Annotated in this window: 23 protein-coding genes; 11 read left to right on the plus strand and 12 right to left on the minus strand. The window is 56.1% G+C overall.

Annotated elements, in window-relative coordinates:
* Positions 1 to 43: 43 nt before the first annotated feature.
* The 5 genes from ACT3XD_RS05900 to ACT3XD_RS05920 all read left to right on the plus strand — a co-directional run bounded on the left by ACT3XD_RS05900 (position 44) and on the right by ACT3XD_RS05920 (position 4,189).
* The gene (locus ACT3XD_RS05900; RefSeq protein WP_192538105.1) at positions 44 to 1,429 is read left to right on the plus strand and encodes a phosphomannomutase/phosphoglucomutase; all 1,386 of its coding nucleotides are present in this window, start codon (positions 44 to 46) and stop codon (positions 1,427 to 1,429) included.
* Between the two features lie 103 nt (positions 1,430 to 1,532).
* Entirely contained in the window at positions 1,533 to 2,432 is a 900-nt protein-coding gene (gene argB, locus ACT3XD_RS05905) for an acetylglutamate kinase (protein WP_192538106.1), read from the plus strand.
* Between the two features lie 21 nt (positions 2,433 to 2,453).
* Complete coding sequence (slmA, locus tag ACT3XD_RS05910) at positions 2,454 to 3,062, plus strand: nucleoid occlusion factor SlmA (protein WP_192538107.1); 609 nt, start codon at positions 2,454 to 2,456, stop codon at positions 3,060 to 3,062.
* 164 nt (positions 3,063 to 3,226) lie between these two features.
* Positions 3,227 to 3,751, plus strand: a complete 525-nt coding sequence (locus ACT3XD_RS05915; protein ID WP_192538108.1) for a GNAT family N-acetyltransferase — start codon at positions 3,227 to 3,229, stop codon at positions 3,749 to 3,751.
* A 132-nt stretch (positions 3,752 to 3,883) separates the two neighbouring features.
* Positions 3,884 to 4,189: a hypothetical protein gene (locus ACT3XD_RS05920; RefSeq protein ID WP_192538109.1), complete on the plus strand. Its 306-nt coding sequence runs from the start codon at positions 3,884 to 3,886 to the stop codon at positions 4,187 to 4,189.
* 105 nt (positions 4,190 to 4,294) lie between these two features.
* Here the strand turns inward: ACT3XD_RS05920 and rpoH are convergent, their stop codons facing one another.
* The 4 genes from rpoH to ftsY all read right to left on the minus strand — a co-directional run bounded on the left by rpoH (position 4,295) and on the right by ftsY (position 8,616).
* A complete protein-coding gene (gene rpoH / locus ACT3XD_RS05925) occupies positions 4,295 to 5,161 on the minus strand; it encodes an RNA polymerase sigma factor RpoH (protein WP_018918295.1) in 867 nt (288 codons plus the stop codon).
* Between the two features lie 217 nt (positions 5,162 to 5,378).
* Positions 5,379 to 6,419 (minus strand): permease-like cell division protein FtsX, encoded by a 1,041-nt coding sequence (gene ftsX, locus ACT3XD_RS05930; protein ID WP_192538110.1) that lies wholly within the window; start codon positions 6,417 to 6,419, stop codon positions 5,379 to 5,381.
* Positions 6,416 to 7,084: a cell division ATP-binding protein FtsE gene (ftsE, locus tag ACT3XD_RS05935; RefSeq protein ID WP_018918297.1), complete on the minus strand. Its 669-nt coding sequence runs from the start codon at positions 7,082 to 7,084 to the stop codon at positions 6,416 to 6,418. Before ftsE ends, ftsX begins: the two co-directional genes overlap by 4 nt.
* Positions 7,081 to 8,616: a signal recognition particle-docking protein FtsY gene (gene ftsY, locus ACT3XD_RS05940; protein WP_417421205.1), complete on the minus strand. Its 1,536-nt coding sequence runs from the start codon at positions 8,614 to 8,616 to the stop codon at positions 7,081 to 7,083. Before ftsY ends, ftsE begins: the two co-directional genes overlap by 4 nt.
* A gap of 90 nt (positions 8,617 to 8,706) precedes the next feature.
* Between ftsY and rsmD the strand changes: the two genes are divergently transcribed.
* Positions 8,707 to 9,351, plus strand: coding sequence for a 16S rRNA (guanine(966)-N(2))-methyltransferase RsmD (gene rsmD / locus ACT3XD_RS05945; protein WP_192538749.1), 645 nt, complete (start codon positions 8,707 to 8,709; stop codon positions 9,349 to 9,351).
* A 107-nt stretch (positions 9,352 to 9,458) separates the two neighbouring features.
* Positions 9,459 to 9,656, plus strand: a complete 198-nt coding sequence (locus ACT3XD_RS05950; protein WP_018918300.1) for a cell division protein ZapB — start codon at positions 9,459 to 9,461, stop codon at positions 9,654 to 9,656.
* On the opposite strand, the gene rimI is transcribed toward ACT3XD_RS05950, so the two are convergent.
* The 8 genes from rimI to ACT3XD_RS05990 form a co-directional block, all read right to left on the minus strand.
* On the minus strand, positions 9,649 to 10,107 hold the full coding sequence (gene rimI, locus ACT3XD_RS05955; protein WP_318782768.1) for a ribosomal protein S18-alanine N-acetyltransferase: 459 nt from the start codon (positions 10,105 to 10,107) through the stop codon (positions 9,649 to 9,651). The two genes, ACT3XD_RS05950 and rimI, sit on opposite strands and share 8 nt — an antisense overlap.
* Positions 10,100 to 10,933, minus strand: a complete 834-nt coding sequence (locus tag ACT3XD_RS05960; protein ID WP_192538713.1) for a hypothetical protein — start codon at positions 10,931 to 10,933, stop codon at positions 10,100 to 10,102. The genes rimI and ACT3XD_RS05960 overlap by 8 nt, the downstream gene beginning before the upstream one ends.
* Entirely contained in the window at positions 10,930 to 11,238 is a 309-nt protein-coding gene (locus tag ACT3XD_RS05965) for a BolA family protein (RefSeq protein ID WP_192538714.1), read from the minus strand. The genes ACT3XD_RS05960 and ACT3XD_RS05965 overlap by 4 nt, the downstream gene beginning before the upstream one ends.
* Positions 11,239 to 11,278: 40 nt before the next feature.
* On the minus strand, positions 11,279 to 12,682 hold the full coding sequence (locus ACT3XD_RS05970) for an MFS transporter (RefSeq protein ID WP_192538715.1): 1,404 nt from the start codon (positions 12,680 to 12,682) through the stop codon (positions 11,279 to 11,281).
* Between the two features lie 115 nt (positions 12,683 to 12,797).
* Entirely contained in the window at positions 12,798 to 13,184 is a 387-nt protein-coding gene (locus ACT3XD_RS05975; RefSeq protein WP_018918305.1) for a hypothetical protein, read from the minus strand.
* Between the two features lie 63 nt (positions 13,185 to 13,247).
* On the minus strand, positions 13,248 to 14,759 hold the full coding sequence (gene lysS / locus ACT3XD_RS05980; protein ID WP_192538716.1) for a lysine--tRNA ligase: 1,512 nt from the start codon (positions 14,757 to 14,759) through the stop codon (positions 13,248 to 13,250).
* Positions 14,760 to 14,793: 34 nt separating this feature from the next.
* A protein-coding gene (gene prfB / locus ACT3XD_RS05985) for a peptide chain release factor 2 (protein ID WP_192538717.1) occupies positions 14,794 to 15,892 on the minus strand; the annotation gives its coding sequence in 2 pieces (ribosomal slippage) (positions 14,794 to 15,816 and positions 15,818 to 15,892; 1,098 coding nt in all).
* A 251-nt stretch (positions 15,893 to 16,143) separates the two neighbouring features.
* A complete protein-coding gene (locus ACT3XD_RS05990) occupies positions 16,144 to 17,511 on the minus strand; it encodes an OmpP1/FadL family transporter (protein WP_192538718.1) in 1,368 nt (455 codons plus the stop codon).
* 357 nt (positions 17,512 to 17,868) lie between these two features.
* Here ACT3XD_RS05990 and ACT3XD_RS05995 point away from each other — a divergent pair, with 357 nt between their 5' ends.
* From ACT3XD_RS05995 to ACT3XD_RS06010, 4 genes are all read left to right on the plus strand, one after another.
* A complete protein-coding gene (locus ACT3XD_RS05995; protein ID WP_192538719.1) occupies positions 17,869 to 18,297 on the plus strand; it encodes a MerR family transcriptional regulator in 429 nt (142 codons plus the stop codon).
* Positions 18,294 to 20,810, plus strand: a complete 2,517-nt coding sequence (locus ACT3XD_RS06000) for a heavy metal translocating P-type ATPase (RefSeq protein ID WP_192538720.1) — start codon at positions 18,294 to 18,296, stop codon at positions 20,808 to 20,810. Before ACT3XD_RS05995 ends, ACT3XD_RS06000 begins: the two co-directional genes overlap by 4 nt.
* 187 nt (positions 20,811 to 20,997) lie before the next feature.
* The gene (locus tag ACT3XD_RS06005; RefSeq protein ID WP_192538721.1) at positions 20,998 to 21,357 is read left to right on the plus strand and encodes an XRE family transcriptional regulator; all 360 of its coding nucleotides are present in this window, start codon (positions 20,998 to 21,000) and stop codon (positions 21,355 to 21,357) included.
* Entirely contained in the window at positions 21,354 to 21,887 is a 534-nt protein-coding gene (locus tag ACT3XD_RS06010) for an RES family NAD+ phosphorylase (RefSeq protein WP_318782769.1), read from the plus strand. Before ACT3XD_RS06005 ends, ACT3XD_RS06010 begins: the two co-directional genes overlap by 4 nt.
* Positions 21,888 to 21,925: the final 38 nt, after the last annotated feature.

Consider the following 21,925-nt stretch of genomic DNA (forward strand, 5'->3'; position numbering starts at 1 on the left):
AACATTACGTAGCACTAACATTACGTAGTAACAGGAAGAGCGAATGGACGTACCTGCTTCGATTTTTCGTGCTTATGATATTCGCGGCATCGTCGATAAAACGCTGAGCGAATCCACCACAGAATGGATTGGGCGTGCCGTGGGTGCTGAGGCGGCCGCGCGCGGCGAGCAAACCGTTATCGTTGCCCGGGATGGGCGCCTATCCGGTGAGCGCCTGCAAGCGGCGCTGATCCGCGGCCTGACAGCCGCTGGACGCGACGTTATCGATATCGGCATGGTACCCACGCCTGCGCTCTACTTTGCCACTCACACGCTGCCTGAGAGCCGCTCTGGCGTAATGGTCACCGGCAGCCACAACCCGCCAGACTATAACGGTTTCAAAATTGTTCTGGCCGGGGAAACCCTGTCAGGAGAAGCCATTGCCGCGCTTTTTGAACGCATTCAAGCCGGCGAGCTAACCACTGGCCAGGGCAGTGTTCGTCAGCACGATATTCGCACCCTCTATCTCACGCGCATTCTGGAAGATGTGCACGTCAAGCGGCCCTTAAAAGCCGTCGTGGATTGCGGCAACGGCGTGGCTGGCGAGCTTGGCCCGCAGTTGATCGAGCGGCTAGGCGTCGAGACCACAGCCTTGTTTGCCGATATCGATGGCCACTTTCCTAACCACCACCCTGACCCCGGCAAGCCTGAAAACCTGCAGGATCTGATCAAGAGCGTTCAGGCAACCGGTGCCGATATCGGGCTTGCCTTTGATGGCGATGGTGACCGGGTTGGCGTGGTCACCCCGCGCGGCAGAATCATTTACGCCGACCATCTGTTGATGGCCTTTGCCACCGACATGCTTTCGCGCAACCCGGGCGCCAAGGTGATTTTTGATATCAAGTGCACCGGCAATCTTGCCCGTGTGGTTAGCGAGGCTGGCGGCGAGCCTGAGATGTGGCGCACCGGTCACTCGCTGATCAAAGCGCGTATGAAGGAAACCAACGCTCAGCTGGGTGGGGAAATGAGCGGCCATATTTTCTTCAAAGAACGCTGGTATGGTTTTGATGACGGTCTTTACGCCGCCGCACGTCTGCTGGAAATTCTGGCGCTTTATAACGAAGATGCAGACGCCTTTTTTGACCGCTTTCCTCAGGATCTAAGCACGCCAGAAATCAATATAATCGTTAGTGATGAAGAGAAATTTGGCCTGATTGAAGCGCTTGCCCGCACGGGCGACTTCGGCGAAGGTATCAAAACCACGCTGGATGGCATTCGTATCGACTACGCCGATGGCTGGGGGTTATGCCGCGCCTCCAATACCACTCCGGCGTTAGTGATGCGCTTTGAGGGGAAAAATGCTGAAGCACTGGCGCGTATAAGGGAACGCTTTGCCAACGCCTTAGCACGCGTTGCGCCTACGCTTAAGATTCCCGAAACGCCGGTTTAAGCGCACTTTGGTAAGCGCAACACGATAATAATAGCCGTTAACCACGTACTATCTAAGCAAAAGAACACTGGACAAAAGAAAACAGTAAGCAAGGGACAACACTATGAATTCAGCCAGTCGCGACCCCCAGGTCGTTGTGGAGGTGCTTTCCGAGGCGCTTCCCTATATTCAGCAGTTTTCCGGCAAAACCGTCGTGGTCAAGTACGGCGGCAATGCGATGACGGAAGATACCCTGATCAACTCGTTTGCACGCGACATCGTGCTGATGAAAGAGGTAGGTATCAATCCCGTGGTCGTCCACGGCGGCGGTCCGCAAATCGGTAGCCTGCTGGAAAAGCTCAATATCGAATCGCGCTTTGTTAACGGCATGCGCGTGACTGACTCGCAAACCATGGATGTCGTTGAAATGGTGCTGGGCGGTTTGGTCAATAAAAGCATCGTCAACCTGATCAATCAAAGCGGCGGCAAAGCGATTGGCTTAACGGGCAAAGATGGCGCTCAGATACGCGCCCGCCAGCTGAAAGTCGAGCACCAGAGCCCGGAAATGACCGTACCGGAAATTATCGATATCGGTCACGTGGGTGAAGTTGAGTCGATCTCAACTGATTTGATCGAGATGCTCGCTGCCCGCGATTTCATCCCCGTGATCGCCCCGATCGGCGTAGATGGCGAAGGCCATAGTTACAACATTAACGCCGACCTGGTGGCTGGCAAATTAGCCGAGGCGTTAAATGCCGAAAAGCTGATGCTGCTGACCAACGTAGCGGGATTGATGAATGGCGAAGGCAAGGTATTGACCGGGCTAAGCACTCTGCAGGTAGATGCCCTGATTGCCGACGGCACCATCTATGGCGGCATGTTGCCCAAAATACGCTGCGCGCTTGATGCAGTGAAAAATGGTGTTAACAGCGCGCACATTATTGATGGGCGTGTGCCACACGCGGTGTTGCTGGAAATTTTCACCAACGCCGGGGTCGGCACTCTCATCACTGACGCGAGCTAACCGCGACGGAGGGCTAACGTCATGAGCGACGATCAAAAACCTCGCCGCCGCGAGCAGATTCTTCAGGCGCTTGCGTTAATGCTTGAAGAAGATAGCGGAAAACGAATTACTACGGCCGCCCTGGCGCGCCAGGTAGGCGTTTCTGAGGCAGCACTTTATCGCCACTTTCCCAGTAAAGCGCGGATGTTTGAAGGCTTAATCGACTTTATTGAAGAGAGTATTTTTGCGCGTATTACGCGGATTCTGGAAGACGTCCCTGAGGCCACCGCACGCTGCGGCACGATTCTGGCGCTATTGCTGGGCTTTGCCGAGAAAAACCCTGGGCTTGCTCGGGTGATGGGCGGCGACGTTCTGACCGGCGAAACGGCGCGTCTGCGCCAGCGCGTTCATCAATTGTTTGAACGCTTGGAAATGCAGCTAAAACAGATCATTCGCGAAGCGGAACTGCGCGAAGGCCGCCGCCCGAGCATTCCAGCACCGGCAGCCGCTAATTTGTTAATCACCCAGGCGGAAGGCCGCATCTCGCAATATGTGCGTAGCGATTTCAAGCGGCTGCCCACAGAACACTGGGAAGACCAGTGGGCATTTTTAGCCAGCCAACTACTGCGTGAAGTGCCCCAACCGGCTTAACTGCGCATGTGGCCAACAGCGCAGTTGGCCACTCTTTTTCGCTTATACGCTGCCTCGCCGCTGGCGAAGAGAGGCATTTTACATTCTCCCACCTAGCACAACATTGTAGTCGCCCAACTCTTCAAGTATTGCTTTAGCTATCAATTGAAGTAACAGGAATATCCATGGACTTAACGATTAGACAGGCGACTGTTGAAGATGCTGACGGGCTCGTTGATATTGGACGTCAGACTTATATTGAAACGTTTGCTGATTTCTATCCGCAAACGGTTATGAGCAAGTATCTAGACAAAGCATTTTCTGTCAGCCAACTGGAAAATGAATTAAAGCATACACAATCCCAGTTCTGGCTATTGGAAGTCGAGGGCCTATGCGCAGGCTATTTAAAGGTAAATTGGGGAAACGCTCAAACGGAGATGCAGGAAGAGTCAGGGCTAGAAATTGAAAGAATTTATCTCGCGCGCAAGTTCAAAGGAGCAGGATTCGGCAAGCGGCTTTTCGAGAAAGCCAGAGAAATTGCCAAAGCGCTTGATAGAACATATTTGTGGCTAGGCGTCTGGGAAAACAATCAACAAGCGATAATGTTTTATCAGTCGCGAGGATTTGTTGTCATCGGTTCGCATAATTTTCAGATGGGTGATATTTGCGATACGGACTACATAATGAAGCTAGAACTAACTCGCCAATAGCTGCTCTTAAGAACTTATCAACTTCCCTTTAATCTCTTAGACCTTAGGCAACCCAACCATCCACACTTCGGAGGCTGGCGATGGGCATACCGCCCATGCCATATCAACCACCTCGCCAAAGGAAGGCTTCTTTTGAATATTACCCACCTTGAACACGCGGTTATCGCGCTGATCTTTCAAGCCTTGCTTTGGCCGTTTGTGGGCCGCTGGGTGGCGGGCTCGTTGATTGTGGCGGTATTTTTAGGGCGTGAGATTGCTCAGCATGAATATGCGGGCGGCGGGGCCAATCAGGTTGGCTACTTTTATGGCTTATTCAACCACTGGTCGCTGGATTCATTTTTGGATTTCACGGCCCCGGCTCTCGCCTGTGCCTGTGTGGCGTCAATCATGCCGGGCAGCTGGCTGTGGAAATACATCAAAGCGCGGCGCCAAAAATAGCCATGCACACCTAGGCGGCCATAAAAAACCGGCTCTCTAATCGATAGAGGCCGGTTTTTTTCAAACGATGCAACGTTCTGGCGAGGCAAAGCTGACTATGTAGGCTTACGCCGCGATAGCATCGCCCATTTTTTGGCGCAGCTTTTTCATCGCGTTCTTTTCAAGCTGACGGATACGCTCGGCGCTTACGCCGTACACATCGGCCAAGTCATGTAATGTCGCCTTATTATCGGTGAGCCAGCGGCGCTGCAGAATATCCCGCGAGCGTTCATCAAGGCCTTTCAAGGCAAGCTGTAAACGGCGCGTTGAGTCTTCCTCAAAGTCGCTGTCTTCAAGCTTAGTCGCCGGGTCCGCTGAGGCATCATCCAGAAAATAAGCCGGCGCCTGGTAAGCGCTCTCTTCATCGTCGTTGGGCGCAGCATCAAAGCCTGCATCATAAGCAGATAGGCGCCCTTCCATATCGCGCACTACCTCGGGCTTAACATCGAGATCTTTGGCGATGGCATCGACTTCATCGTTATTCAACCAGGCAAGACGCTTCTTGGCGCTGCGCAAGTTAAAGAACAGTTTACGCTGGGCTTTGGTAGTGGCGATTTTAACGATCCGCCAGTTACGCAGCACAAACTCGTGAATTTCCGCTTTGATCCAGTGAACCGCAAACGAAACCAGGCGCACCCCTTGATTGGGATCAAAGCGCTTGACGGCTTTCATCAAGCCGACGTTACCTTCCTGAATCAAGTCAGCTTGGGGCAGCCCATAACCCGAATAACTGCGCGCGATATGCACCACAAAACGTAGATGCGACAGTACCAAGCGGCGTGCTGCCTCTAAATCGCCATCATCATACAGGCGGAAGGCAAGCTCGCGCTCTTCTTCAACAGTTAGCACCGAAATGCCGTTAACCGCTCGAATATAGCCGCCCAGGTCATGACCTGGAGAAAGCTGTCCCACCGGTAGAAGACTAGTGCTCATGTGCAGGTGGTCTCCCTTCAAACCTATCGTGGTTGACGTACGTGGTTGAAATCACTACGTGGTTGAAATCAAATCGTACGCCTCAATTAACAACTAAGACCTTACTGAAAAAGCAAGGTTCACTTGTTTCGTTTGGCATTTAACGCCAACATCCTTGGGCTAACTGTATCCAGGGTAATTAACCATTGTTACGGTTAGCGGACACCGGCTAATCACCTTAGCGTGGGCGAATGCTGGAAAGATGACGAGTTACTGCAAGCCAAGCGCCCAGCCAGCCTAGTAGCGTACTGCAGGATAGCAAAATTATAGAGCCTGTGATATCCAACTGTGGTAATGAAAAGCTTGCGCCGTAACTTGCGGCAAGCGCCGCCACAGGAAGCGATAGCCAGTGGTTGCCCAACCCCAGTAAACCTAACGATAAAATCCCGCCTCCCAAGCCATACCAGGCGCCACTGTATAAAAATGGTCGACGTACAAAGGCATGGGTCGCACCAATCAGCATTACCACTTCGATTTCCCGTCGCCGGCTTTCAACCGCCAGACGAATCGTATTGCCTACCACTAGCAGCACGCCCAGCCCAAACAGCATGCCTAGCGCTAACGCCACCCGCCGCCCAAGCGCTGCCAAATGGCGTAACCGCTCAACCCAAGCTAAATCAACCCTGACTTCATCGACTCCGGTCAGGGCTTCCAGTGTCATGGCCAGCTGTTGCATGGCCGCTGGTTCGACATCCTGGGGCCTAACCACAATACTCGCTGGGAGCGGATTGTCATCAAGACCTGCCAGCACATCATCCAACCCCAAAGACTGCTGGAACTCGGCCATGCCCTGCTCGGCACTGATCATACGCGTATCGAGGACCGCCTGCTCAGCACTTACCGCCTCTTCAATTCTTACCGCCTGAGCCGCATCGACGGACGTCGCCAGATAGACGGTGAGAGTGGCGCTTTCATCAAGCTCTGCATCCAATAATCGAGCGCTGTCCAGGGTTAGCCATAGCGCGGCGGGAAGCACCAACGCAATCGCAATCGCGAGCATGGTAAGCAGGTTGCCGACCGGATGGCGCACCAGCCGATAAAAACTGTCCCAGCTCATCGCCCGGTGGTGGCGCCCCCAGGCGCGCATGCGGCTTGAAAACCGGGTTTGCTGGGAGTTTGCCCCACGCCGTTTGGGCGCCTCCTGGCGTGGCACGGCCGCGCTACGCTTTGCCCGGGGTGCTGCGCCGGTTGGACGCCTAGGTGTCGTGGCACGCTTCATACGGCTCCCTCATCGCCGACCAGGCGCCCATCGCGCAGGCGTAAAATACGGTGCCGCAAGCGCGCAATCAAGGCAAGATCGTGACTTGCAATCATGACCGTCGTCCCGATGCGGTTGAAGTCCTCGAACAGCGCCATGATGTCTGCGGAAAGCTGCGGGTCCAGGTTGCCCGTCGGCTCGTCGGCAAGCAGCAGGGCAGGCTTATTAACGACCGCCCGGGCGATGCCCACCCGTTGCTGTTCACCGCCGGAAAGCTCGACAGGTAACGCTTTTTCACGATGGAGCAGGCCAACCTTATCAAGCGCAGCGCGGACACGGCGCGCCGTTTCCCGTGGTTCAATACCCTGAATTTCCAGCGGCAGTGAAACGTTGTGAAACACGCTTCTATCAAACAGCAGCTGATGGTCCTGGAAGACCACGCCTATCTGGCGCCGATAGAAAGGCACCTGGCTTGAGTGAAGCTGCGCGATATCATGCCCTGCCACGACAACTCGACCACGGCTGGGCTTTTCAAGGCGCATAATCAGGCGTAACAAGGAGCTTTTACCCGCGCCGGAATGGCCGGTTAAAAACACCATTTCACCGCGCTCCACACGAAAATCCAGGTGCGCCAGGGCTTCAAAGCGTCCTCCGTAGCGCTTACCGACGTGCTCAAAAGCGATCATGCGCTGGCATCATCCCCTTGGCGATCAAACAGCGCATTAACAAAGTCGTTGGCTTCAAAGGGGCGCAGATCATCCAGCCCTTCACCCACACCGATAAAGCGAATAGGGGTTTTGAGCTGCTTCGCCAGCGCAAAGATAATCCCGCCCTTCGCGGTGCCGTCCAGCTTAGTCAGCGTGATGCCGGTCACGGGAATGGCCTCATTGAACGTACTCGCCTGGGCGATAGCGTTTTGCCCGGTGCCAGCGTCCAGTACCAGCATCACTTCGTGGGGAGCGGTGCCATCAAGCTTTTGCATGACGCGATGGACCTTTTTTAGCTCTTCCATCAAGTGACTCTTGTTATGCAGGCGCCCTGCCGTATCGGCGATTAGCACATCTACGCCGCGCGCTTTGGCGGCGGCTACCGCATCGTATATGACCGAGGCGCTGTCGGCGCCGGTATGCTGAGCAATCACCGGCACGCTATTGCGCTCACCCCATACTTTAAGCTGTTCAACCGCCGCCGCACGGAAGGTATCGCCCGCCGCGAGCATCACGCTTTTGCCTTCACGCTGAAAGCGCTGAGTCAATTTGCCAATCGTGGTCGTTTTACCCACGCCGTTCACCCCAACGACCAGAATAACGAAGGGGCCATCCTGTGACTTATCCAGATCAAGCGGCGTTGCCACTGGCCCAAGCATGGCAGCTAACTCCTCCTGCAAGCCACGGTAAAGCGCTTCAGGGTTATTAAGCTCCTTGCGCGACACACGCTTCTCTAGACGCTCAATAATCTCGCTGGTTGCCTCAATGCCCACATCGGCCATTAATAGCTGAGTTTCCAAATCCTCTAGCAGCTCGTCATCAATCTGTTTTTTACCCAAAAACAGATCGGAAATACCGTCGGCTAAATTGGCGCGGGTTTTACCCAGGCCTGATTTAATCCGCGCAAACCAGCCCTGTTTTTCGCTCTTGGCAGCCACCGGCTTCTCTTGAAGCTCGGGCTTCTGCACAGGCTGGATCTCAGGTTCCGGCTGCACTGGATCGATTTCAGGTTCAGGAGCAGGTTCTGGGCTAATTTCTGGCGCAGGCTCCGGTTTGATCTCAGGCTCAGGCGGCTCCGGTTTAATCTCAGGCTCAGACGGCTCTGGCTTGATCTCGGGCTCAGACGGCTCCGGCTTGATCTCGGGCTCAGACGGCTCCGGCTTGATCTCGGGCTCAGACGGCTCTGGCTTGATCTCGGGCTCAGACGGCTCTGGCTTGATCTCGGGCTCAGACGGCTCCGGCTTGATCTCGGGTTCAGACGGCTCTGGCTTAATCTCAGGCTCAGACGGCTCCGGCTTGATCTCGGGCTCAGACGGCTTCGGTTTAATCTCAGGCGGAGCAGGCGCTGGCTCAATCTCTTGCTTGGCTTCCGGCGCGGTGTTTTCAGCGTCGGCTAGCGGCTTCTGCGGCGATTCATCAAGCAGCTCATCATCGTTGAGTTCCTGAGGGAGTTGCTTTTGCTGCTCCTGTTGGGAGTCGTGCTTTTTCTTACGCTTGAAAAAACCAAACATGGGTGTCATCCGACTTAAAAGGTGAACATTGTGACCATCCTACCACCGCCAACCAAGACTTTGGATAAGCAGCCCGCTACAATCCACTATATGACACGACAACGCTCCTCTCGCCCAAACACTCGTTCAAGTACTCATTCAGGTACTCGCTCAACCGCTTCCCGTGGTGCGCCCACCAAACAGCCCGGTAAGCTACGTATTATCGGTGGTGATTTTCGCCGTCGCCAGCTACCCGTGCTTGATCGCCCCGGCCTGCGTCCTACCCCGGACAGGGTGCGCGAAACGCTGTTTAACTGGCTAGGCCAGCAGCTATACGGCCAGCGCGTGCTGGACCTGTTTGCGGGCACCGGCGCATTGGGTATTGAAGCGCTCTCGCGCGGCGCGGCCCATGTTGATTTTATCGAACGTGACAGCAGCGTGGCGGCTTATATTACCCAAAATCTGGCGACTCTTGGCGCCACGCGTGGCCATGTGACTACCCGTGACGCTGAGGCTTTCCTTAACCAGTCTTCACAACCTTTTGATCTGGTTTTTCTTGACCCGCCCTTTAAGCAGGGGCTTGCCGCCAACTGCTGCAGCACTCTGGAAAGCCGCGGCTGGCTTACTCAAGACGCCATGATATATCTGGAAACCGAACGCGCCCTCACGCCGGTTATCCCGGCGAATTGGCAGTTACACCGCGAAACTCAGGCGGGGGAAAGCACCGCTCGGCTCTACCTGCGACAAACTCCCTAAACAGCGCTTGCCGATAATGGCCACGAGCGTTACGCTCGCCACATTCGCCCCTGTTGGCAAGCCTGTCGTTTGTTTTTATAACCTGTGTTTATAACCTGGAGATTTACATGAGTCTGGAACTGTTCAATCAGCTTGAGCAAAAAGTCACCGATACGGTAGACGCGCTAGAAATGATGAAGCTGGAAAACGAAGAGCTGCGCGATGAAAATGCCAAGCTCAAGCAAGAGCGTGAAGAGTGGGAACGCCGTCTGAACAGTCTGTTGAGCAAGTTTGAAACCAGCGATACGCCGAGCACCACTAGCTAAGCGTACGTGACAGCAGTACCGCGTCTTCCCACCCGGCGGTTCCCTGCACTGCCGGGTAGTAGCCTTTACGCAGCCCATCCACGCTAAACCCCCAGCGCTTATACAGGCTAATAGCGGCCACATTACCCGCACGCACCTCAAGCAGCACACGCTCACTTTGCCATTCGGCCGCTTTCTGCAGCACCGCGTTCATCAGCCCACCGCCCACCCCAAGGTGGCGATGCTCGGGCAGTACGCCAATCGCCTGCAGCTCAGCATCAAAGGGTAAGCGCGCGACGATGGCATAGCCCACCAGCTCCCCGGCTTGAATACACCCTAATACGCAGGTTGTCGCATCGGTTAAGGCCTCATGAAGCTGAGCATCACTGGCCCCGCTTTGGGCCTGCGCTTCAAGTGCCATCAACTGGGCAAGCTCGCTCTCCTGAAGCTCGTTTATCGTGCGCTCAGTCACGACTGCTTGGGCCTTTCTCAAGCGTCTGCCACTCTTGGCCAAGCACGTTTAAAGCAGGCCACCGTTCCCGCTTGGCCTGCGGATTCTGAATCAACCCGGCAAGCGACGGCCCTTGCCATATCGGCAGTGCCAGCGTTTGGCTGTGTGTTTGCTGAACGTTAAGCACCTGCCAAATCTCGTCGGCCTGTTGCGTCTCATGTTCGCCCCACCACAGCACACGCTCAAGCTTCCAGCCCTTCCTGCTTGCGCTACCCTCGATAAACGCTGAAAGCCCCTCGCGGGCTTCTTCAAGCGGCTCTGCGACTTCAAAAGCGTTGGCCATGGGCGGCCATTCAAACAGCATGATGCTAGGCAGTTCGCCCTGCTGAATGCTGGCAGCCTGCAAGATATTGCTTAGCAGCTGCTGCTCTTTAGGCGTGATATTGCCAGGGTGCAAACTCAGCCAGCGCTGGCCAATACACATGCAGGAAAGCGCAAAGCGCAGGGGCTTGGCAGAGGTTGCGGGTGTCGGCTTGGGCGCAGGCGATACTGCTTCTTTAACGGGCGGCTCAGCGACCGGCGGGACCTGCCCAAGCAGGGCCCGCACTGATAAAGGCGAAGCCTCAGGCGATGGTGCGCTTACCTCATCAGGTTTAGCTTCTTTGCGCGGCGGCGGTGCGTCATCAAGCACCGCTTGTAGGCGATCACGCGGAGGTGTTTTTTCCGGTGGCGTATCGTCCCACTCGCAGGCTTCGGTCGGCAGTGCATTCGGCAGCTGATAGCGCGACGCCCAGGCGGTAATGCCCATGGCGTCGAGGTAGTAGCGGCGGGCAACTTCTGGTGTCACTGGCCGCCGCCACGACAGTTAGGTGAATCAGGACGCTCACCGCCCCGCGTCTGCCATTCAACCGGTGTATATAGATGTAGCGCCAGGGCGTGGACCGGTCCGGACAGTTCGTCGGCCAGCAGCGCGTAGATTTTCTGGTGGCGCTTCACCGGCATTAAGCCGTCGAAAATATCGCTTACCAGCGTCACCTTAAAGTGGGTTTCGGAGTTGGCGGGCACGTTATGCATGTGGCTTTCGTTTTCCACACGCACTGCTTCAGGCGCTAACGCCGCTAACTTCTGCTCGATCTGTGCTTGCACCGTCATGCATGCTCTCCTCGGTATTTAACGTTTTTATTGTACGCGCTTACTGGCTGCCAGACGACGTCCGCCGCTCAACAAGTGCACGCCGGGCGACAGAAATTCTTGAAAGGCTTGCCAGCAGCGCCAGAAAAGACGTAGCGGCTCCCAGCCACAGGGTTACCTGAACGGCCAAGCCAAGCGCCAAAGCGGCGCCCACCATGGCAACCCCCAGCGACTGACCCACCGTGCGGATAGTACTCATAACGCCCGATACGTTGGCGCTACGCTCAGGGGGCAGACTGCCCATCATTTCGCGATTATTGGGCGGCTGAAACAGGCCAAAACCGATTCCGCACAGCGCCGTGCGCCAAAGGCTTTCCGCCACGCCCATGGTTTCATCCACCAGCGCCAGCGCGATTAATCCAGCAATCAACAGTCCAAGCCCGGCGCTTGAAAGCACGCTTGGGTTAATGCGATCGGCAAGCCGGCCCGCTAGTGGGCCCACCACCATAATGGCGAAGGGCCATGGGGTAAACAGCCAGGCGGTTTCCAGAGGCGTAAAGCCCATTTGCTCCTGATAGAAAAATGACAGCGCCACAAACGTCAGGCCCTGACCAATAAACGCAAGCCCTGACGCGGATACTGCAAGGGTGAAGCGCTTTTCAGCAAACACGCTAAGCGGCAGCAGCGGATATGGCGCGCGGCGCTGACGGGCAATAAAACCTGCAAAGCTTGCTACCGCCAACAGCACCCAGGCACCCACTTGCCAGAAAGGCGCCGCGTGGCCCACGGCATCCATGGCCAAAAAGAAGCTTGCCAGCATCAGCATGGAAAGCAGCGCACCTAAAAAATCGAAGCTGCCTTGGCGAGGCTTGTCCTTTGGCAGGGCCCGGTTCGCCAACCATAGCGAACATAGCCCCAAGGGTAGATTGAGCGCAAACAGCCACGGCCAATCGGCAAACGATAGAATTACCCCGCTAAGCGTGGGCCCTGCGGCATAGCCACCCGCCACGACCAGCGCGCTTAATCCCAAGGCGCTGCCCAGCAGACGCGAGGGAAAGATAGCCCGATAAAGCGCAGGGCCAATCGAGAGCGTGGCGGCAGCGCCCAGGCCCTGCAAAGCGCGAAACACCAGCAGCGCTTCCAGGTTACGGGAAAGCGCGGCACCCAGCGCGCCCAGCATGAAGGTGGTCAATCCAAACAGGTAAATATGCCTGCGAGTGACCAGCTCGCTAATCCCGGCAAATACCAGCAAAAACGCCGCGCACACCACCTGAAACATATTGGTGATCCATACCGCACGCGACGCCGATGCGTTTAGATCCGCGGCGATAGTGGGCAGGGCAAGATTAATCATGGTGGTATCCACCACCGCCATCAGCGTACCGGTAATTAGTGCCAGCACCGCTAACGCACGTTCAGGCCCGGGCAGGCCATCGTCTCCAGGACGGGTTTCAAACAGTCGCATGGGTGGGATGTTCCTAAAACGAAACGACTAACACGTTAAAACCGGCCTAAGCCGGTTTTAACGTGCATGAACGCAGCCGCCTGAATGCGGTTACGACATTAGCTAACGCCGTGCGTTAATCCTGGTCGTTGTCGAGCAGCAACGCATCATCAACATCAGAAATTTCAAGCGCTGTCTCATCATCCAGGTCGATGGCGAGATAGCTGTGCTCAATGCGCAGAAATTCCTGAAATAGGGCCCAGTTAAGCGTTTCCGGCCACTGACGTTCGTCCTCTTCCCAAGCGCGCAGCTCGGTCTCGAGAATTTCGGCAAAGCGGTCACGTACAAAGGTTTCAAGCGCTTCCGGGGTGTCCATCTCAGGGATAAGATAAACGGTACTTTCACGTTCGACGTCGTCCAGTGTCAGGTCGTCGTCTCCCATGGTGGGTTCCAGCGCATTGATCCAGTCCACAAAGGGCTGGGTCGGCCTGACGCTCAGAGCGGAGCGGTTAAGCAGTTTCATGGGATTCTCCTCGCCGTCGAAACGTTGACCATTATGGGCGCTAAAACGCGCCCTTACCAACTTTTAGTCTACTTCGGGACGCATCGCCGGAAACAGCAGCACATCACGAATGGAGGCACTGTCGGTAAACAGCATTACCAGTCGGTCGATACCGATGCCCTCACCCGCCGTAGGCGGCATGCCATATTCCAGGGCACGCACGTAGTCTGCATCGTAGTACATCGCCTCTAGGTCGCCCGCCTCTTTCTCGGCAGCCTGCTCACGGAAGCGCTCGGCCTGGTCCTCGGCGTCATTCAGCTCCGAGAAACCGTTGGCAATTTCACGCCCGCCCACAAAGAACTCGAAGCGGTCGGTGACAAATGGGTTGGCATCGTTACGTCGCGCCAACGGGCTGACTTCGGCCGGGTATTCGGTAATGAAGGTTGGCTGGTCGAGCTTGTGCTCGGCTACTTCTTCAAAAATTTCCGTTTGGACTTTACCCAGTCCCCAGCTGTCCTTGACCTTGATGCCCAGTTTCTGGGCGGTTGCACGCGCCGCCTCCAGGCTATCCAGATCCGCATCGCTAATGCCGTCGCCATGATCCAGAATCGACTGCTTGAGCGTCAAACGCTTGAACGGCTGGCCAAAGTCGTAGCTTGCGCCCTGATATTCAAGCGTTGTGGTGCCCAGCACTTCTTCGGCTGCGGTACGCAGCATCGCCTCGGTCATGTCCATCAGGTCGTTATAGTCGGCATACGCCCAGTAGAATTCGACCATGGTGAATTCAGGGTTATGCCGCGTCGAAAGCCCTTCGTTACGGAAGTTGCGGTTGATTTCAAACACCTTCTCGAAACCACCCACCACTAGCCGTTTGAGATAAAGCTCCGGCGCAATACGCAGGTACATGTCCATGCCCAGCGCGTTGTGGTGGGTAACAAAGGGGCGCGCCGTGGCACCGCCAGGAATCGCCTGGAGCATAGGCGTTTCCACTTCCATAAAGCCACGCGTTTCAAAGAAACGGCGCATGGAGCTGATCACCGCCGCCCGTGTCTCAAATGCCTTGCGCGACTGCGGGTTCATGATCAGATCGACATAGCGCTGACGATAGCGCGCCTCTTGATCCGTCAGGCCGTGGAATTTATCCGGCAATGGACGCAGGCTCTTGGTCAGAAGCTGGGCATCGACCATCATCACGTACAGATCGCCCTTGCCGGATTTATGCACCGGACCACGCGCCGCCACGATATCACCGATATCCCAGCCCTTGATGTCTTCAAGCACATCCGCCGGCAGGCCTTTTTTATCCACGTAAAGCTGGATCTGCCCCGCCACATCCTGAATAACAATAAACGGGCCGCGCTGGCGCATAACACGCCCCGCCACCGACGCCTGGTGGTCCAGCGTCTCCAGTTCGGCTTTGTCTTTATCGCCCAGCAGGTCTTGCAGCTCGACGGTCAGGCTATCGCGGCGAAAGTCATTTGGGAAAGCGCTCTTCCCTTGCTCTGCGGCCAGCTCACGACGCGCGGTGAGCTTGGCGCGACGCTCGGCAATAAGATGATTTTCGTTTTCAGGAGAAGACGCGTCTTGGTTAGCCATGGGGCACCCTATTCATGTTCGAACGCTAAAAAGATTACAAACCTTGCTTGAGGCTGGCGACGATAAACTGATCTAAATCACCGTCGAGGACCTTGTCGCAGTTGCTGGACTGTACGCCGGTGCGCAAATCTTTAATGCGCTGGTCATCAAGCACGTAAGAGCGAATCTGGCTGCCCCAACCGATATCGGCTTTGGAGTCTTCTGCCTCTTGCTTGGCGGCATTACGCTTTTGCATTTCATGCTCCCAGAGCTTCGCCTTTAACTGTTTCATAGCAAAGTCACGGTTAGCATGCTGGCTGCGCTGGTTCTGACACGCCACTACAATCCCGGTAGGCTCATGGGTGATCCGCACCGCCGAATCGGTGGTGTTAACGTGCTGACCGCCTGCGCCGCTGGAGCGGTAGGTATCAACGCGCAGGTCCGAGGGATTGATCTCGACCTCGAAGCTGTCGTCGACTTCCGGTGACAGGAAAACCGACGCAAAAGACGTATGACGGCGGCCGCCGGAGTCGAACGGGCTTTTGCGCACCAGTCGGTGCACGCCGGTTTCAGTGCGCAGCCAACCAAAGGCGTGGTCGCCCTGAACGTGAAGAGAAGCCGACTTGATACCCGCCACTTCACCGGCGGAAATTTCGGTTATTTCAGCCTTGAATCCGTGGCTTTCTGCCCAGCGCAGGTACATACGCAGCAAAATATTGGCCCAGTCCTGAGCTTCCGTACCGCCGGAACCCGACTGAATGTCCAGGTAGGCGTTGTTTTCATCCATCTCGCCGGAAAACATGCGCCGAAACTCAAGCTTTTCAAGCGCTGTCTGAAGGCCATCAAGCTCTTTGCGCACTTCTTCAACCGTGCCTTCGTCATCTTCCATTTCGGCGAGTTCTAAAAGGTCACGGCTATCGCCAAGGCCCTGTTCCAGTTCGTCGATAGTGGCAACGATCGCTTCGAGTGAAGAGCGCTCTTTACCCAGCTTTTGCGCATAGGCTGGGTCGTTCCAGACATTCGGGTCTTCAAGCTCGCGAGAGACTTCTTCTAGCCGATCTTTACGCTCGGCATAGTCAAAGATACCCCCTAAGAACGTCTGTCCGCTCAGACAGGTCCTTGATCTGGTTATGTATCGGGTTGGTTTCCAACATGGATCGCCCTGGCCTTGGTCAATATGACACGGTTCAAAAGAAAGATGCGCCGCGATGGCGTCTTGGCTGGATGTTCCAAGCCAGCACCACAGCGGCGAAATTCTGAGAACGCATTGTAACGAAACCTGGCGCTTCTCGCATCCATCACCATATACCGCCCATGATTAAACCCGGCTTTTGCCGGGTTTAAGGGGATCATCTTATTAACGCTTAAAGCGCAGGTTTAAAAACGCTGTTTTAGAAACGATGTTTTAAAAACGATAGGTTAGCTGGGCACCAAAGCCATGGGCTTCGTTTTTATAGTCCGCCGAGTAAGTTGCGCCGCCCACCGGCACACCACCGGTTGCAGGGCTTGCCAGCAGATCGCTACGCTCTTGCTCAAGCGAGGTACTACGCTCGGTCAAGTAGGAGTAGGCGAAATCAAGCGTCATATCAGGCGTTGGGCTCCAACCGGCCCCCAGGGAGAATATCCGCCGGTCATCCGAGGGGATGCGCACGCTGCGGTCCTCATCGTTGGTAGGTGTGTAATCCAGCGTCACCCCGGCCCGCAGCGCGAGCGTTGGCGTCAGCTGATACTCACCGCCGGTCGCAAACGCCCAGGCATTGGAGTAGTTCTGAGGCTCTTGGGTAATCGTATCGCCTGCGCCGCCCTGCACTAGAATCTGGTCAAAGTGGCTCCAGCGCACCCAGGAGGCGCCAAACATCAACTTCAAACGGTCGGTCATTTGCTGAGTCAGCGAGAAGTTGACCGTTTCAGGCGTGGTGAGATCTAGGCTCGCACTGTCATCAGCGCGTACCACATTACCCGCCGGGTCACGGGCAACAAAGGAACCTTCCAGGGTGTAATCGACTTTCGAGCGGTAGGTTAAACCGAAGGTGGTCTCCGGCACGGGCTGGTAAATCACGCCTAGATTGTAACCCCAGGCTTCGTCTTCGCCCTCGACGCGTGAATCGATATCACCGGCGGCATTGAATCCGGCACTGGAAGGCAGCTGACGGCGCAGCTCGCCGTCGACCTTGTTATAAGTAACGCCAGCACCCACGGCCCACTGATCGTTTAAGCGGTAAGAGACGGTCGGCTGAGCAGACATGACCGTGACTTCGGTGTAGTCGCCAAAATAGCGGCCCTGAAAGTTGCCTTCATACTCGGTTTTAGAGCCAAATGGGGCATATACACCAAACCCGAAAGCTAATCGGTCAGTCACCGGCTGGGCATAGAAGGCAAACGGCACCAGAGTGCCTGGCACCATATCGCCATCACTGCTGCCGGGAATACCGCCAACAGGTATCTGCGTTCCCGTCGGCGCACCGCCAGTAGCTACGCCTGAATCCAGGGTGCGGCTCGCCTGGACATTATCAATATCGGTATTAACGTTTAGATAGGTGCCACCTACCGTTACCTGCGCGCGATCGAGAAACGACATACCCGCCGGGTTGCCGTACACAATCGTTGCGTCGTTCACATTGGAGCTACGCCCGGCATGACCATAGCCCTGACCACTAACGCTCTGTTCGTTAACCTGGTAGCCGCCGGCGTTGGCTGTACTGGCGAATACAGCTGTAAAGGCAGCGGCTGAAACCGCAGCTGCTAGCGTGAGCTTATTAAATTTATTATTCATGGTTAGCCTCTTGTCCCAATGATCCTGCGGATGGGTGCATCCGCATCCGCTTGCGCTTATTTGTCTGCACTTGTTTTTGTAACTAGGTTTTTGTATCTAGCGTTTTTATACCTCGATCTTACCTCTCAGTTTTGGCCTAAAGTGACCTTGGGTTCAAGGGGCAAACGAGCGTTTTATTTTGTTTTCTGCTTATACATTAGTCGCACGAGCGTTTTAAATCGTTGTTTTAGTCGTTTTAAGTCTTTTTAGGGAATATTTTAAGTACCCCGCTTGACCTATGTGTAACCCACAGGTTTTACACTTATGCTATTCCAACCGCTTAATCGGTCACGGGATTAATGCCAAGAGGAGTGCGCCATGAAAGTTAGCGAGCTTGCTAAATACGGCGGTGTTACCGCAGAGACGGTACGTCATTACACCCGCGAAGGTTTGCTTTCCCCAAAGCGCCACCCGGATAACGGCTATCAGCTTTTTTCAAGCACTGACCTTGAGCGGCTGCACTTTATTCAGCGGGCACGCAAGCTGGGGTTTAGCGTAGCGGAGATACGCGACATTCTTTTGCATGCCGACCATGGCGACTCGCCCTGCCCTCTGGTGCGCGATCTGCTGGCTAGCCGCCTACCGCAAATCCGCGCGCGCATTGCCGAACTTGAAGCGCTGGCCCAGCGCATGGAGCAGGCGCTGGTGAGTTGGCAGCATATGCCGGACGGCACGCCGGATGGGCATAGCCTGTGCCGCCTTATCGAAAGCTTCCCCGAAGAGTCAGCCACTCAGGAGGCGTTATGAGCGTTACCCCCGATGCGCGCCATGTGGCGCTTCGCACCGTTGCCGGCATGAGCTGCCAGGGCTGCGTTAAGCGTATGCGCGAGGCGATTCAGACAGAAGATCCAGCGGCTGAGGTGGTGGGCACCCCGGCTGAAAAACGCCTTGAAGTTACCACCTGTCTGGACGACACCCGCCTGAACGATACGCTGGAAAAAGCCGGCTACCCGGCCAGCAGCGAACCCGCCTCGCCGGCAGCGCCTGAAGCACCGCCAGAAGCAGCTGATATATCGACCACGACGGGGCAACGCCCCAACATACGCCTGGCGATTAGCGGCATGACCTGCGCCAGCTGCGTTAAAAGCGTTCAGAATGCCTTGGAAAATACTCAAGGTGTGGAAGCCGCCAGCGTCAACTTCGCGACCCACACTGCCCAAGTGGTGGGCAGTGCCGATGCGCAAGCCCTTATCAAAGCGGTCGCCTCAGCTGGCTACACGGCTGAGCCCATTGTGGATATGCGTGAAGCCGAACGCGTTCGCGCCGAGCAGGATGCCGCCACATATCGCCAGCGGCTGCGAGGCAGCGCCATCGCGCTGGCACTGGCCATTCCACTGATGCTCAGCATGTTTATCTATCATCCTCACGTCATGGGCCTGGGCAGGGTTTACTGGCTGGTAATTGGCGTCTTGACCCTGGGCGTGCTCGCGTTTCCAGGCCGCCATTTTTTTGTTAGCGCGTGGAAGAATCTCAAACGCCATCAGGCCAATATGGATACGCTGGTGGCGATGGGCACGGGTACCGCTTGGCTCTACTCCATGGCGGTGGTGCTGTTTGCGCCCTGGCTGCCTGAAATAGCCCAGGGCATTTATTTTGAAGCCTCAGCGATGGTGGTTGGACTTATCCTACTGGGGAACGCCATGGAGCTTCGCGCTCGTGGGCGTACCAGCAATGCGTTAAAGCGCCTGCTTGATTTGCAAAGCCGCACGGCACGCGTCATTCGCGACGGCCAGGAGCAAGAGGTAGACGTGGATGAGGTGCGTGAAGGCGACCAACTCCGCGTACGCCCCGGTGAGCGCTTACCCGTCGATGGCGAAGTTACCGAAGGCCAGAGCCATATTGATGAGTCCATGCTGACCGGCGAGCCGCTGGCGGTCAGTAAGCAAACCGGCGATGACGTCAGCGCTGGCACGGTCAATGGCCAGGGCGGGCTGGTTTACCGCGCGACCCGTGTGGGCCGCGATACCCGGCTTGGGCAAATCACCGAGCAGGTCGCCAGCGCCCAGAATTCGCGTCCGCCGATTGGTGAGCTGGCGGATAAGGTATCGAGCATCTTCGTGCCGTCCGTCATCATTATTGCCGTACTGGCGGCACTAGCGTGGTTTAACGTTGGCCCTGAGCCACGCGTGATTCATATGCTGGTGGCGGCCACCACCGTGCTGATTATTGCCTGCCCCTGCGCACTGGGCTTGGCTACCCCCATTTCCACCATGATTGGCGTGGGCAAGGCCGCCGAACAGGGCGTGCTGGTAAGAAGTGGCGAAGCGCTACAGACCGCCAGCAAATTGACCACGCTGGTAGTCGATAAAACCGGCACGCTCACCGAAGGCAAACCCAGCGTCACCGAGGTGCAGCTGTTTGGCATGGATAAAACCACTGCGCTGGGCCTGGTTCATGCCCTGGAGCGCGGTTCTGAGCATCCGCTGGCAACAGCCCTTATCGCTTACGCGGAAGCGCAGGGCGCCGCGCCTGCCGAGATTCAAGGGTTTGAAAGCGTTACGGGCGGTGGCGTAAAAGCCGAAACTCGCGATGGCAAAGCGCTGCTGCTGGGCAATGCGCGCCTGCTTGAAGGTAGCGGCGTCGATCTTTCGCCTGCTCAGCAAGACGTCCACGCACTGCAAAACAAGGCGCGTACGCTGGTGTATCTGGCAGTGGATAATCAGCTAGCGGCGCTATTCGGAATTAGCGACCCGTTACGCCACGATGCCGTCGCGGCGGTTAAACGCCTGCAGCAGGATGGCCTGAACGTGGTCATGCTGACCGGTGATAATCAGCATAGCGCCGCGGCGATTGCCCGCGAAGTGGGTATTACGACGTTCAAAGCGGGCCTGACACCCGAGGACAAGCACGCCGAGATTGAGCGTTTACAGCAGGCGGGAGAAATCGTAGGCATGGTGGGCGACGGCATTAACGATGCCCCGGCGCTGGCGCGTGCCAACGTTGGCTTTGCGATTGGTCAGGGGACGGATATTGCCATGGAAAGCGCGGGGATCACCCTCATGCGTGGGTCACTTCATGGCGTGGCCTCAGCGATTGAAATCAGCCGTGCCACGCTTGCCAACATCAAGCAGAACCTGGTCGGCGCCTTTGGCTATAACGTGCTGTGCATCCCAATTGCGGCAGGCTTGCTCTACCCGGTGACCGGCATGCTGCTTTCACCGATTATCGCCGGGGTCGCCATGTCACTCTCCTCTATCACCGTGGTGAGTAACGCCAACCGCCTGCGGTTCTGGAAGCCCACTCAACAGGAGGCCTCATGAGCTTACTAGTTAACGCAGCGGGCTTTGGGCTAATTGCCCTGGTCGTCTGGTGGTTCTGGCTAAGTTAACGGCTTGCGCCAACGCGCCTACCTAGCGGTAAGCGCCTTTTTTATCCAAAACGATTTTTTTACAAATCTTAAGACGTCACCCATAATGACATAAACATATGTCTCTATGGGTGACAGTGATGAGTTTTGAAATAAGCAGCATCGTCAATCGTGAAGGCTTTATCATCGCCGACGCGCTTCTTTATGAGCTGCATATCACTAAGCGTGAGTTCGCACATGCGATTGGGCTGAGCCACAGCGCTATCATCCGCAAGGATCGCCTGCATGCCGTTTCTACTCAGCAACGCTTACGCCAAACGATGGAAATCCTCAAACGCATTGAGCCTTGGGCAGGGTCGATAAGCGCTGCATGGTCCTGGTACCGCACCCACCCCATTGCGCCCTTGGGCGACCTCACCGCAGAAGAACTGGTCAGCCACGGTCGGGCGAATGATGTTCGTACTTATCTCTCGCACATTGCCGAGGGGGGTTATGCGTGAGCCTGCGGGAATTCGGCTTTCAATACCAAGGGATCGTCTACCGAGGTCATAATCCAAGGTGGCAGCATGCGCCAGCATCAGGAGAAGGCGCTGCTCGCAATGGAGGCCGCTGGAACCCTGCTGGCCTGCCCGCGCTTTATACCAGCGAACGTTTTGAAACGGCTTGGCTTGAAGCACAGCAAGGCTTCCCCTTCAAAACGCAGCCGCTAACGCTCTGTAGCTACGAGGTAGATTGCGGCCCGATTCTCGACCTGTGTGACTCAGCTATTCAAGCGCGCGTGCGCGCCCACCCAGCGACCTGGATACAAGAAGCCTGGTTAGATAAGAAGATAAGACGCGACCCCGTTATTGCCTGGGAAATCGCTGAGCGGTTGATCAACATGGGCTTCACTGGCATTCGTGTGCCCTCACAAGCGAAGGGGGCAACCAACCGAGATGTTAATATCGTTTTCTGGAAATGGTCGCACCAGGTGCCTACTAAGGTCTGCGTGATAGACGATGAAAAACGCTTGCCCGACGCGCCCCAATAGGCAGCTTGAAGAGTGGTGATTGCCAATTAAAGCGGCCA

This window comes from Halomonas sp. AOP7-B1-5, from assembly GCF_052353045.1.
GTDB lineage: Bacteria > Pseudomonadota > Gammaproteobacteria > Pseudomonadales > Halomonadaceae > Vreelandella > Vreelandella colorata.

Coding starts and splice junctions, on each gene's coding strand:
- slmA (WP_192538107.1), top strand. CDS start 2,454: ATGAGCGACGATCAAAAACCTCGCCGCCGCGAGCAGATTCTTCAGGCG.
- ACT3XD_RS05900 (WP_192538105.1), top strand. CDS start 44: ATGGACGTACCTGCTTCGATTTTTCGTGCTTATGATATTCGCGGCATC.
- ACT3XD_RS05990 (WP_192538718.1), bottom strand. CDS start 17,511: ATGAATAATAAATTTAATAAGCTCACGCTAGCAGCTGCGGTTTCAGCC.
- ACT3XD_RS05975 (WP_018918305.1), bottom strand. CDS start 13,184: ATGAAACTGCTTAACCGCTCCGCTCTGAGCGTCAGGCCGACCCAGCCC.
- ACT3XD_RS05915 (WP_192538108.1), top strand. CDS start 3,227: ATGGACTTAACGATTAGACAGGCGACTGTTGAAGATGCTGACGGGCTC.
- ACT3XD_RS05995 (WP_192538719.1), top strand. CDS start 17,869: ATGAAAGTTAGCGAGCTTGCTAAATACGGCGGTGTTACCGCAGAGACG.
- rpoH (WP_018918295.1), bottom strand. CDS start 5,161: ATGAGCACTAGTCTTCTACCGGTGGGACAGCTTTCTCCAGGTCATGAC.
- ACT3XD_RS05970 (WP_192538715.1), bottom strand. CDS start 12,682: ATGCGACTGTTTGAAACCCGTCCTGGAGACGATGGCCTGCCCGGGCCT.
- ACT3XD_RS05965 (WP_192538714.1), bottom strand. CDS start 11,238: ATGACGGTGCAAGCACAGATCGAGCAGAAGTTAGCGGCGTTAGCGCCT.
- ftsY (WP_417421205.1), bottom strand. CDS start 8,616: ATGTTTGGTTTTTTCAAGCGTAAGAAAAAGCACGACTCCCAACAGGAG.
- rsmD (WP_192538749.1), top strand. CDS start 8,707: ATGACACGACAACGCTCCTCTCGCCCAAACACTCGTTCAAGTACTCAT.
- ftsE (WP_018918297.1), bottom strand. CDS start 7,084: ATGATCGCTTTTGAGCACGTCGGTAAGCGCTACGGAGGACGCTTTGAA.
- ftsX (WP_192538110.1), bottom strand. CDS start 6,419: ATGAAGCGTGCCACGACACCTAGGCGTCCAACCGGCGCAGCACCCCGG.
- lysS (WP_192538716.1), bottom strand. CDS start 14,759: ATGGCTAACCAAGACGCGTCTTCTCCTGAAAACGAAAATCATCTTATT.
- ACT3XD_RS06005 (WP_192538721.1), top strand. CDS start 20,998: ATGAGTTTTGAAATAAGCAGCATCGTCAATCGTGAAGGCTTTATCATC.
- ACT3XD_RS05950 (WP_018918300.1), top strand. CDS start 9,459: ATGAGTCTGGAACTGTTCAATCAGCTTGAGCAAAAAGTCACCGATACG.
- ACT3XD_RS06000 (WP_192538720.1), top strand. CDS start 18,294: ATGAGCGTTACCCCCGATGCGCGCCATGTGGCGCTTCGCACCGTTGCC.
- argB (WP_192538106.1), top strand. CDS start 1,533: ATGAATTCAGCCAGTCGCGACCCCCAGGTCGTTGTGGAGGTGCTTTCC.